9 protein-coding genes are annotated in these 13492 nt (G+C 36.2%); all 9 read left to right on the forward strand.

Annotated elements, in window-relative coordinates; translation table 11 throughout:
- The first annotated feature begins 11 nt into the window (after window positions 1–11).
- The 9 genes from NTX65_13100 to NTX65_13140 all read left to right on the forward strand — a co-directional run bounded on the left by NTX65_13100 (window position 12) and on the right by NTX65_13140 (window position 13489).
- Entirely contained in the window at window positions 12–1712 is a 1701-nt protein-coding gene (locus NTX65_13100; protein ID MCX6170277.1) for a sodium:solute symporter family protein, read from the forward strand.
- A 155-nt stretch (window positions 1713–1867) separates the two neighbouring features.
- Window positions 1868–3121: a hypothetical protein gene (locus NTX65_13105; protein ID MCX6170278.1), complete on the forward strand. Its 1254-nt coding sequence runs from the start codon at window positions 1868–1870 to the stop codon at window positions 3119–3121.
- Between the two features lie 3 nt (window positions 3122–3124).
- A complete protein-coding gene (locus NTX65_13110) occupies window positions 3125–4876 on the forward strand; it encodes a hypothetical protein (GenBank protein MCX6170279.1) in 1752 nt (583 codons plus the stop codon).
- Window positions 4877–4933: 57 nt separating this feature from the next.
- Entirely contained in the window at window positions 4934–6175 is a 1242-nt protein-coding gene (locus tag NTX65_13115; GenBank protein ID MCX6170280.1) for an Nramp family divalent metal transporter, read from the forward strand.
- Between the two features lie 14 nt (window positions 6176–6189).
- Complete coding sequence (locus tag NTX65_13120; protein ID MCX6170281.1) at window positions 6190–7113, forward strand: sugar phosphate isomerase/epimerase; 924 nt, start codon at window positions 6190–6192, stop codon at window positions 7111–7113.
- Window positions 7110–9680 (forward strand): family 20 glycosylhydrolase, encoded by a 2571-nt coding sequence (locus NTX65_13125; protein MCX6170282.1) that lies wholly within the window; start codon window positions 7110–7112, stop codon window positions 9678–9680. Before NTX65_13120 ends, NTX65_13125 begins: the two co-directional genes overlap by 4 nt.
- A 12-nt stretch (window positions 9681–9692) precedes the next feature.
- Window positions 9693–11444 carry a glycoside hydrolase family 88 protein gene (locus tag NTX65_13130; protein MCX6170283.1) on the forward strand — a complete coding sequence of 584 codons (1752 nt, stop codon included), beginning with the start codon at window positions 9693–9695 and terminating at the stop codon, window positions 11442–11444.
- Window positions 11445–11506: 62 nt separating this feature from the next.
- Window positions 11507–12283, forward strand: coding sequence for a glucosamine-6-phosphate deaminase (locus tag NTX65_13135; GenBank protein MCX6170284.1), 777 nt, complete (start codon window positions 11507–11509; stop codon window positions 12281–12283).
- A gap of 27 nt (window positions 12284–12310) precedes the next feature.
- Entirely contained in the window at window positions 12311–13489 is a 1179-nt protein-coding gene (locus NTX65_13140) for an oligogalacturonate lyase family protein (GenBank protein MCX6170285.1), read from the forward strand.
- The last annotated feature ends 3 nt before the right edge of the window (window positions 13490–13492 follow it).

The raw sequence follows: 13492 nt of genomic DNA on the forward strand, positions 1-13492 counted from the left end.
AGAGTTCCTATATGATTTTTGGACTTTCCTATTTAGATATAACAATTATTGCCCTTTACATGTTATTAATAGTTTATCTCGGTTTTAAAACAAAGAACAAAGTGAACTCAACCGGTGACTATTTTATGGCAGGAAGAAAGGGAAGCCGGTTCATGATGATAGCTAATGGATTCGGCGGAGCGACGCATACAGATCAGGCTATTGGTGTTGCCGGTGCAACGTATGAAATCGGTCTTGGTGGAATTTGGTATCAGTGGATGTACTTATTTGTAACTCCATTCTTTTGGCTTCTTGGTCCGGTGTACAGAAGATGCCGTTATGTTACTACAAGCGATTTTTTTGAAGAAAGATACGGCACCAAACATGGTATTTCATATTCAGTAATGGCATTGCTTTATTTTCTAATGGATATAGGTCTAATTCTGAAGGGAACCGGTACCGCAATAGAAGCTGTGACTCACGGGGCTATTTCTTCGGCATTTGTAATAATCTTTGTTACAATTTTTTTTCTCGCTTATAGTGTAATAGGTGGATTGAGATCTGCTTTAGTAATTAATCTGGTTCAGGGACTTTTCATTCTAATCTTTTCATTTCTTTTAATTCCATTTGCAATTTCTGCCGGCGGAGGTATCACTGCAATCAAAGCACAACTTCCGGCACATATGTTCAGTTTTGTCGCACCCAAAGAAGCAACATTATTTTTCATAATTATGGTTGTTATCAACGGTCTAATTGGAATTGTTGTTCAGCCTCATCATATGGCATTGGGCGGAGCTGGGAAATCAGAAAAAAGTTGCAGGACCGGATGGACTTACGGAACATTTACCAAACGATTTGCAACGCTTGGTTGGGCTTTTGTCGGAGTTCTTGCAGCGGCACTCTATCCGGGTTTAACAAATAGTAATAGAGAAAATGCATTCGGAATGATGGTTGCAAACTTATTACCAAGCGGTTTGCTGGGATTAATGGTGGCTGCAATGATCGCTGCAATTTTAGCTGTTCTTCATAACTATATGGTTGGCGGTTCGGCAATTATTACCAGAAATTTTTACAAAAAAATATATACGAAAGATTTAACTGCTGGGAAAGAATTAAAAATTGCAAGGATGTCATCAGTACTGTTAATTCTTGGTGGTGTTTCAATTGCATTAGTCATTCCAAGTGTGATTCAAGGATTAGTTATTGTCTGGCATTTCACAGCATTTTTTGGAATTGGATTTTGGATGGCATTAATGTGGAGACGTGCAAACAGATACGGATTATGGGCAACATTGATTGTCACTATTTTAGCAACGCTCTATTCCGGTTCGTATTTCTCATTTGGACTCGGTTGGTCAACAGCATATCAAATTGCCTTGTATCTGCCTCTCGGATTCTTAACGATGATTATTGTAAGTAGTCTTACAAAAAGTGAACCGGAAGAAAATCTGAACCGTTTTTATGCCCTGTTGCACACTCCGGTTGGTGAAGAATATAAATTGAGAAATAACGGAATGACAATGATTTTCGAAGGTGAATCGATACATGCATCTTCAGACAAAAATGAATCGCTTGAAGAAAACGGGCATAGTCTGCTGCTTGTTGACTTGCTTTCACTTCATAAAAAATTCAGTTTCAAAAAATACCGGGTTGATATTGTAGGATTTTTGTGGGCTTCCCTTTTTGTATTGGGAATATTCGCTTTTGCCCTTTTTGTTGCGGGAATAGGTTAAAAATAGATTCAGTTTACCAATGAATAAATAGTTTCATAGGTCATATACTTACATAATTCACATAGTTATTTACTGAAAATAATTTGGAATAATATTCTTAGAGTAAGATGAGCGATAACTTAAAATACTGTTGGACTATAAACCGCGGAGTAATTATGAAGATCAAAAAAAGTTTTTTATTGTTGCTGCTTTTTACAATGTCATTAAATATAAATCATTCTATAACCGCACAGCAAAATTCAATTACTAAAGAAGGACTATTAAAGGCGATTTCCCAAACTTCCGATTATGCATCCAAAGTCTTGCTTGATGAAAACGGCAAGTCCCGTTGCGATTATGTTATGACCGAAGGGAAATGGTATGATTATGAACCGCCGTGGCACACCGGTCAAATTATAAATGGATTGGTTGAAGCATACAAAGTAACCAAAAACAAAAAATATCTTGCGTCGGCTAAGAAGGCAGGCGATTGGTGGTGCAGTCTTCAAATTAAGGACAACTCTAAACTCAATGGAATGTTGAAAGCGATTCACGGGGACGGTATAAATTATATTGTATTTGCAACTATTACAGACGGCACACCGGGATTATTCAATCTTTACAATGTCACGGGAATTAAAAAATATGCCCAAGTTCCAACTGAAGCCGGCAAATGGATGCTGGCTAATATGTATGTGCCGGAACAAAAAATATTTTACGACGCCGTTGATCCAGTTACAGGTGATGTTGTAAAAGATAATAGTCCGTTTTGGCCCGAGAAGAAAAAACAGGTTCTATTCGATCTTGCTCGCCCTAATAACGAAGGATCTCTTTTTAAGGATATGTACGTATACACAAAGGATGAAAAATTCAAACAAGTATTTATTGATTTGTGCGAAAGTCTAGTTGAAAAACAAGATCAGTATGGTTTATGGATGGATTTTACGCCGAACAATAAAGATGAAGGAACTTTTCATCCGCGTTTTAATTTATGGTATGCTGAATCGCTGCTTGAGGGTTTCGATCTTACCGGCAATAAAAAATATTTGGAAGCCGCAAAGAAAACTTTAGTGACATTTAAAAAAGCCCAGAAGAAAGACGGTACAATTTTTTACATAAACTATGTCGATGGCAGAGACAATGAAAATTCTATTACCGGTTCGGCAGTTGCATTTGCCGGTTCATTGTGGATCCGTTTGGTTAAAGCCGGTGTTGGAAATGAATTTAAAGATAATATTGAAAAATCTGCAAAGTGGATTATCGCAAACAGATTCTCGGAAAATCATCCGGATAAAAATTTAAGAGGTGCTGTTATTGATCTGCGAACCAGACGGAAAAACGGTAAAATATGGATGGCTCAAAGAGATGTTGGTACACCGTTCGGAATTAGGTTCCTTGTCGATTATTATAAATATAAATTTAACGAGTAAAATATGCGCTCTTTCCTAAATAGAATTCTAATCTTTACATCAATTTCTCTTTTCTTTTTAAACGGGTTTGTATTGTCGCAGCCGAAGCAATTTTATGTAGGAACTAACGGTTATGATTCAAATTCGGGAATGTTAATTGAAGAACCGTTAAGAACTATTAATTGTGCTATCGGGAAAGCCGAAGCCGGTGATTCTGTTATTATTTTGCCGGGAATTTATAAAGAAATAATTAATCTCAACTCAAAAAGCGGCAAGCCTGAAAACCCAATTTACATTAAAGGATTTTCTATAAATGAAAATGAATATCCGGTCATTGAGGGAGGTGCTGAAACTCCCGCAATGGATTTGACTAATTCATGGATTTTATTGAATAACTCAAATTGGATTGTTGTTGAAAAAATTAAATTCATCAATGGTTGGACATATCCGATCAATATTAAAAATTCTTCATACATAACATTTCGAAGTTGCCGATTTTTTGGAGGACGCAGAGTAATTTCTGCCGGCGGTATTCAAACACATCATATTCTTGTTGAAAAATGTTTCTGGGATCAGGGCGGAGATTTGCTCTGGCATTTGGTTGCTGATAAAGTCGGCGTTGACGCATGGACCTCGATGCACCACGGAAGTATGATGTATTTCAACGGATCTATTATTGATTTCAGCGGCACCGGCGGATCAATCGTAATAAGAGGAAACAAAATCATTAATGCCTTCAATGCCGTTAGGTGGAGAGGCGTAAAAGGACTTGATGCTAATATCGAAATCTATGATAACGATATTTCTCAAGTACGCGATAACGATTTTGAACCCGAGATATATACATATAATCTTCATGTTTATCATAATTTATCCCACAATGTTCACCGGACAATGTCTGTTGATAATGTGGAAGGCGGAGAAGTTTATTATTACGGAAATGTTGTCACGACCGATAACGATTCATGGGCTCGAACTGTTTGTACGGGTTTTTGGAAAATTTACGGTGGACAGCGAAAGCGCTCGTTTCCTATGTACGCATTTAACAATAGTTTTTACGGCCTTGCAAAGGCGATGAGAAGCGAAGATGAGTTGATCTTGTTCAAGCATTTTAATAACGCCTATTTTTTTACAGGCGATACTGCTTGGTATCTGTACCAATGGAACGACACTAATGAATTTGATTATGATATTTCAAATCGAACTTGGGCAAAAGTTTTTATCGATCACAATCAAGAAAATTACGGAAAGATAAGCGACATTAAATTTGCTGATCCGGTTAAACAAAATTTGATTCTAGCAAAGGGCAGCCCGGGAATAGATGCCGGTAAAATTATGTCTTTCCCGGAATTTGATTGGAAGCAGAGTTTTGAAGGCAAGGCCCCCGATATCGGTGCATATGAAAATAATAAATTGGTAGAGGGTCCTCCGTTCAGGTTTATGATTCCTCCGGATGGAAGTATCGAATACAAGGAAAAACCAAGAATTGTTAGAAATTATATTGACGGTAATAAAGTTATCATCTACTTCTCAGGTCAGATTGATCCTTCATCTGTGAAGATCACAGATGTTGCACTGTACAAAAGAGATGAAAAGTTAAAGGTCGAGTCGGTCTCATTCCCGAATAATAAATATGAAATGATAGTGGGAGTTCAAACAATTCCTGTTAAAGGTGATTTATCTCTTTCTTTTCATTCGATGCCTTTAGGTATTAACGGAGAACAAGCGACTTATTGGGCATCTACTATTAAAATTCATAAAAGTGTTTCACAATAAAAGTTTTTTAAATTAATTAACAAATCATTTCATAAAAAATTATTGCGTTGAAATAGTATGAAAACTACCAAGAAAAAATTATTGATCTTTCTTTCTTCTATCGCTCCGGGAATGTTATTGGTTGGATACAATATCGGTACAGGAAGTGTAACAACAATGGCTCAAGCAGGTGCTTCATATAATATGATGCTTACATGGACTGTTCTTGCAGCGTGTGTTTTTACATATTTTCTCCTGATGGCTTTTGGAAAATTTACAGTTGTGACCGGAGAAACAGCTTTATTCAGCTATAAAAAATATTTCGGCAAACCTGTTGCTTTGCTTGTACTCTTCGTGTTGGTCTTTACCGAAATGGTCTCAAGTATCGGCGTAATGGCGATTGTTACGGAGGTAGTAAAAGAGTGGTCGAAACCTTTAACTACTTCCGGAGAAGGAATAAGTACAATTTTTCTTGCAGTTTTTTTCGCTGTAATTATGGTATATACATTGATCAAAGGGAAATACAGTTTTGTTGAGAAGATATTAACGGTGTTTGTCGCTTTGATGGGTTTATCATTCATATTAACAATGTTTATGGTTATTCCCGATGCGGGAATTGTTATAAGGGGTTTGATACCAAATATCCCGAATGAAGTTGGCGCATCTTTGATTGTTACTGGAATGCTTGGTACCACAATGGGAGGGGTCTTATATGTGGTTAGGTCTATTACCATAAAACAGGCAAAATGGAAACTGAGCGATATTAAAATTGAAAGAAGAGACGCAATAATCTCATCATCGTTGATGTTTCTTCTAAGCATTGCAGTGATGGCGTGTGCTGCGGGAACCTTATTCCCAAAAGGATTGCATATTGAAAACGCAATCGATATGATCCGTCTTCTTGAACCGCTTGCCGGAAGATTTGCCATTTCGTTGTTCGTTGTGGGAATTGTCTCCGCAGGTTTATCATCTCTTTATCCTCATTATATGCTGGTTCCTCTGCTGCTTTCGGATTATCTTGGAGAAGAATTGGATTTCGGGAAAACCAGAAATAAAGCGATAATAATTTTTTACGCTTCGCTTGGTCTCATTGTACCGATTTTTGGCGGCAAGCCGGTTTTGGTTATGATAGCATCCCAGGCATTTACACTTCTAGTTACACCGCTTGTTATTATACTTACGCTGATTTTGCTGAATAGAAAATCGTTAATGGGCGAACATAAAATCGGCTTAGGTATGAATTTGATATTGTCGCTAATAGCTGTTTTCACAATCATCATGTCAGTCATAAGTGCGGTAGCTCTGTTTGGTTTATTCTAAATTGAGGAATTGAATTGTACAATAAAAAAATTATATGTTGTTATCTCTATCCGATAACTAAATATGGTTATCCTCCTCCTGCAGAAAATACAAATAAATATCTGGAAGAAATGCATGCTCTCGGTTTTACTTCAGTTGAAATTGAAGGAATACGTGAACCTCATCTATTACAAGTATATGAACAAAGAGATGAAATAAAAAAGAAACTTGATAAACTGAAATTAAATGTTCCTTATTTCTGCGCGGTACTCCCCGAATTATCCTCGATGGATGAAAATATCCGCAATCATAATATTGAGTTGTTTGAGAAGGGGTGTGAAATCGCTTCTTTATTCAACGCGAAAGGCATACTTGATAATGCACCTATTCCACCGTATGAATTTCCGAAGGGTATTCCGATTTTACGGCATTATAGCAATGAGGTGTTAAATGCCGCCTCTTACCCGGCTGATTTTTCATGGCAGAAATTTTGGGATGGACTGATACCTACTTTTAAAACACTCTGCGATATTGCCGATAAGTATAATTTAACTTACCAGCTTCATCCCGCAACAGGAGTTATCACTGATTCGGCGGAAACTTTTTTGGATTTCTACAATGCAGTTAATAAAGAGAATCTCAAATTCAATCTTGATACAGCCAATCTATTTGCTCATTCGGAAGATCCTACCACTTCACTCAAAAGAATAAAAGATCATGTGAGTTACATCCATCTATCTGATAATCGCGGATCAAAAGTAGAGCATCTAGCTGTCGGTAAAGGGAAAATCAACTGGAAGGAATTCTTAAAAACTTTGCATGAAATTGAATATGATGGCGATATTGGAATTGATATTGGCGGGGAAGAATCCATTGTTGATAATCTTGATGATGCATACAAAAATGCTGCAGAATTTCTAGAATCAAATTGGCTTAAAACAAAAGCCCCATCAAAATGAAAAAAAATATAAACATTTGTATAGTTGCTTTAATCTTCAGTTTGCCAATCTTGGCACAAGAAGAAATATTGACTGTTATTCCTCAACCTCAAGAATTCAAATTCACCGAAGAAAAATTTTTGCTTGATAACCCGTCTCCAATGATAAAATTGTTTTGCAAGAATTATGAACCGGTTAATATTGCCATCGAAGAATTGCAAGATGTTTTTAAAAAACATGTGAGCACTTCAAGTTCTCTCAAATCCGAAACTTCAGAAACCATACAAATCGGCATCCCATCGGAAGATAAAAATTTCAAATCGATTTGTAAGAGCCACAATTTATTTCCGGAAGAAATACTCGGTGAAGAAGGTTATAAATTATTGATAACCGCTAAAACCATAATCATTGCTGCTAACAATCAAAAAGGATTGTTCTATGGAATCCAGACTATAAAGCAAATGATTAGGGGAACAAGGAATTCATTTCTAAGAGGAGTGAGAATTAAGGATTGGTCTTCACTCAAATACCGAGTCGTAATGGATGATATCAGCCGCGGACCGATCCCGACTGTTGAGTTTATGAAATACCAGATACGAAGACTTGCCGAAATGAAAATAAACTTTTTTACTCCTTACATTGAACACGTTGTTAAGACAAAAAGTCATCCAGAATTTGCACCTGTTGACGGTTCACTTACGATTGCGCAATGGAAAGAAATTTCAGATTATGCTTTTAAGTATAACATAATGATGATTGGTAACTTCCAATCGTTCGGTCATTTTAACAATATATTGAGCACACCGGAGTATGCACATCTTGGAGAAAGCGGAACAATGATTTCGCCTCTTCTTCCTGCAAGTTATAAATTTTTAAAAGATATTTATTCAGAAATGGTTCCGGTATTTTTCGCTCCGTTTTTTAGTATAAATTGCGATGAAACATTTGACCTTGGAAAAGGCGCTTCTAAAAAAATGGTTGACAGTCTCGGTTATGCGGAAGTTTATTATCAGCACATTATTAAACTTTACAACATTGTTAAGAATCTTGGTAAACAAGTAATTATTTGGGGCGATGTACTCCTGGAATATCCGGATCTATTCAAGAAACTTCCGAAGGATATCATCATAGGAACTTGGACATACGATGATCTCGATTCGTATGCAAAATTTATAGACCCGATCAAAGAAGCTGGTTTTAAATTTTTTGTTACACCCGGCGTTCTTAATTCCGGTAGATTATTCCCTAACTATACACAGTCATTTGGAAACATTAAAGGATTTGTGAACGCTGCAGTAAAATCCGGTGCTATGGGTATGATCAATACCGTTTGGGACGATGGAGGGAATGCATTTTTTTCTAATGATTGGTATGGAGTTTCATATTCAGCTGATAAAAGCTGGAATTCGCAGTCTAATGATTCAACTGATTTTGATACTCGTTTTAATTCCGGTCTGTATGGCGATAAAGAAAATTATTTTACCAAAGCTGTCTGGAAGTTACTGGAATTATCAAATCTAGAACCAACTGATGGAATGAATGATAAAATTCTGTTTGAGAAATTACTTCCCGATTCATCAAAACATTTACGCGTTTCATTAAATGACTGGGATAAAGTTATTGCAATAACCGACAAAGCAAAATCAATAATGAATAAAAGTAATCCTGTAAATTACCGGAACGATAAAAAATATTTTCTTTTTGTCTGCGATCTTTACAGCACACTTGCCAGTGAAAGATTCAATTTGCTGAAAGCTGCCAACTTATATTCTCGTGCCGATTCAATATTTATTCATGATAGACCGGAAGCAAGGAGATCAATACTTGAATCGATCAACCTGATAAGCGGGATCATTAAAAATGAAATTTCTCTGAAGTTCGAATTTGAAAAACTTTGGCTGGAAGAAAATCATACTTATGCGTTAGACCGGATTACCGGAGGCTATCAGAATAAAATAAATGATTTTACTGATGTTAAAACAAAGTTACTGGAATCATTAAAAAGGCTGGATTCCGGTCTTCCGATTTCTTCAAGCGAGGAAACCAGATTAACTATTTCCAAGTTACCGGGTAAATATTTTAGAGAATGGCTTGCAGTAAATCCTTTCCCCAATAGAGACGGGAAACCTCTTTCCAAAATCGATTATCTAGCTGAAATAGGCGGCGAATTTTTTATTCATCCGAAAGTAACGCAGGAATTTTATTTTGATTCAACTAAGTACCGCTGGTCTAGAATTGCAACTTCATACCAAGACATTGTTAATCTCACAGAAATGTTTCCGAAGAATAATAAGAACGTTGTTAGTTATGTGTTTGCTACAATAGAAGTGAATAAAGACACAACTGTAAAAACGCTTGTCGGGTTTAGTGATGGGATTGAAATCTTTCTTAATGGGGGAAAGGTTTTCAGTCGTGAATCGAACGGAAGATTAATTCCGGATGAATACTACTTTGGGTTACCTCTCCAAAAAGGAATAAATAATTTGATGTTGAAAATTTCTCAAACAAACGGAGAGTGGGGATTCACTTTTAGATTAGCCGATGTTGATGTAAGAAGCAGAAAAAACCGTTACAAAATTATTTTTTAGCAGAGATATTTCATGAAGAAAACATTATTCGTTTTGTGGATTATTAGCAGCAGCCTATTTGCACAGGACACAAAGTTAGATCCTTTGCAAATTGCAAAAAGAATAGCTGATAGAGTAATTAGAGAGACTTCTTTTGAATTCACGGAAATTGAACAAAAACCTTCATTTGATCTTCAGGTGATTGATTTTCCAAAAGCATTTAATGACCGGAACACGGCAAATGTTTATGCGTTCGCAAAAATTATTGCAACTGAAAAAATAAATTTGATGTTCGGTATTAGCTATTCCGAACCATTTAAAATATGGATCAATAATCAATTAGTCTTCCAAAATTCAAGACATACAAAGTTCCGTTTCAATGAAATTGCTTACGAGATGTTCACTTATCAAGATACTTTTTCGGTTAGTCTTAACAAAGGTGAAAACAGAATTATTGTTTACTCGCCAAAAACTAAAAATTCAATTATATATTTAAGAGAAATAACAGCTGCCGAGAAGAAACCAATAGCTAAATTCGAACCCATACATCAGGAAAAGAAATTTACATGGTCTTGGTGCTACTTGGTGAAATCAAAAATGGGTTCTTCCAAGATCATCAACAATTACCCAAGCAAGCTTTTACTTGATAGTCTTTATGACGAAAAAACATTTAAGAATTATGATTGTATTATTCCAAAACCCGCTTTATTGAAAAAACTTGCAATTAATCCTCTCAATACATTTAAGAAAGATTCTTATGCAGATTGGAATTACCCGAATGGAATATTAATGATGACGGTAGCAACTCTATCTGATGCAACAGACGACTTGCGTTATAAAGAATTCGTAAATGAGTATTGTAATTTCATCATTGATAACTTAACTCAGTTCAAAAAACAATATTACAAAGATCATGATCTCCGTGGGAGTTTCTACCGCATATTCCGGAAATGTATGCTTGATGATGCCGGTTCACCATCTCTTCCGTTTGCTGAACTTGAATTAATTGATAAAACTAAGAGATATGATGCGCTTCTAAATGAGATGGTTAATTACGTTTACAAAGAGCAGCCAAGATTGAGCGATGGAACTTTATGCCGTCCCGAGCCAGAAAAATGGACCGTATGGGCAGACGATCTTTTTATGTCGGTTCCGCTCTTTGTAAGAGCCGCCAGGATAAATCATAATAAAAAATACCTTGACGATGCCGCTAAACAAGTAATTAATTTTAATAAATATCTTTTTGATGCTGAGAAAGGTTTGTATAAGCACGGCTGGTTCAGCCAGTCTAATGAAAAATCAAAAATATTTTGGGGAAGAGCTAACGGATGGGTTATATGGGCAACCTCGGAACTAATACAGAATTTGCCAAAGAATCATCCTTTATTTAAACAAGTTGAGAAAATATTCACAAACCATTTAAGAGGATTAATAAAATTTCAAGATGAATCAGGAATGTGGCACCAAATTCTAGATGATAAAAGCTCGTTCGAAGAAACATCATGCACATCAATGTTTATCATTGGTTTCTCCCGGGCAATTATAAATGGAATGATTGATAAAAAATATTCAGCTAATGTTATGAAGGCCTGGAACGCTTTGCAAAACAATTTCAGCCAAGACGGAATAGTTAAAGATATTTGCTGCGGAACCGGAATAGGATATACATCAGAGTTTTATAAAACAAGAGACAGGTACAATAACGATCCGCGTGGACTTGGAGCAGTTATTACATCGGCAATCGAAGTTGATAGGCTGGAAAAATATCTACGGACCAATAAATAATTAAATGATGACTATGAAATATTATCAATAATCTAATCTTCAATCAAAGGAAAATCTAGAAAATGGAAACAGGTGTATTAAGATCTTTTACGGCAGAAAAGTTGAATGCAGTTGTAGCGGAGAACAGAACGGCGCTTGGAAAATTATCGGCTCAACATGTTAGCAGACTAATTAACGATTTACTATTGAGAAAAGAGGAAATACGAATTGTATTTGCTGCAGCTCCTTCGCAGAATGAATTTTTAAAAGAGCTTTGTAATGACAAATTAATTGACTGGTCAAAAATCGTCGCATTTCATATGGATGAATATATCGGACTGCCTGAAAATTCTGATAAATTATTCAGCGTTTATCTAAATGAGCATATCTTTTCAAAAGTTAAATTCAAGTCCGTTCATTTAATAAATTCTCGGGAAAGGAATACGGCTAAAGAATGCAAAAGATATGAAGCATTAATACGGGAAAAGCCGATTGACATAGTTCTAATGGGTATAGGTGAAAACGGACACGTTGCATTTAATGACCCACCGGTTGCGGATTTTAATGACAAAACTTTTATGAAGGTTGTTGAGCTTGAAGAAAAATGCAAAGCACAGCAAGTAAATGATGCCGGATTCAAAAGTATCGACGAAGTTCCAAAAACAGCATATACCTTAACGGTACCGGCATTACTTTCTGCCAAATATTTAAATATAGTTGTTCCCGGAATCAGAAAAGCTGAAGCAGTGAAGAATACAATGAAATCAGAAATCTCAACAAAATGTCCAGCGACAATTTTAAGAACGCATTCTAATTCTATTTTATTTCTCGATGCTGAATCGGCATCGCTCTTAGAATAGTTTAATTCTTTCTGAAAAGAAGCCAAAATGAAAAACTCAATTATAGTAAGCATCTTGATTTTATTTTCTTTTTCTCCGACAGCGAACATTGCACAGCAAAATGGGATCGGAAAAATCTGGCTGAGTGAAAAGAAAACGTGGATTGATGATTCAACCAAATATGAAATAACACAATGGACAACTACTGGGAAAAACTGGCATCTTTATTTTAATGTAGAATCATTCATTGATGAAAATGATGCAATTATTTATTCAGACAGAGCCGGTGCGATTAATTTATTCAAGCTGAATCTTGGCAATGGTACTATTACGCAATTAACAGATAATACTACCGATGTTAGCGGAGCGGCATGGCATTACCCTAAATTAAAACAGATTTGGTACGAGGTTGATAATTCGATCCGTGTGTTAAACTATGAAACTCTCAAGAATAAACTTGTCATTAAAAATTCTTCAGCCGATTTAAAATCATTTACGGTTACATGCGATGCAAAATATTTGGTTTTTTCAGTAAACAAAAATCCAGGTTATAGCAGTAACAATAGTACGGGTCCATATGCTATAATGAGGTTTGATCTGGTGACGGGAGATGTAAAACAAATCTCACCTGATTACGGAATCAATATTAGCCATCTGCAAGCATCTCCGACAAATCCCAAAATCATATCATATGCCTGGCAGCATCAGTATAGAAAAGGTGGTCCGGGAACTGTTGGAAATGTACCGATAAGATTTTTTTGGATAAATATTGACGGGACTGACGGGGGACCAGTTGGACCGCAGGAATTCGGAATTCATCGAACACATGAATTTTGGTTTTATGATGGATCAAGGTTCGGATATTCCGCACGTTATATGTTCGGACCAAATAAAGGAAGACAGTTTCTTGGTTCTTGCAAGCCTGACGGCAGCGACAATTTTATGTTTGAGGTTCCGGTTGGCCCGGCTCACTCGCAAGTTTTCAAAGATAATAAACATTGGGTGGCTGATCAAAACAACGGAATGATATTAACAATGTGGACCTTTAACAGAGATAAAATAATAAAGGAAGAAAAATTATTTCGGCATGATTCATCTTGGGGTGAACAGCCGACACATCCGCACCCTCATTTCAGCCCGGATGGAAAATATATTATGTTAAGCACAGATAAAACCGGCACACCTCAAGTATATACTGTGAAAGTAAATTTGCGGGACGATAAATAATTA

It is taken from the genome of Ignavibacteriales bacterium (assembly GCA_026390795.1).
GTDB lineage: Bacteria > Bacteroidota > Ignavibacteria > Ignavibacteriales > Melioribacteraceae > Fen-1258.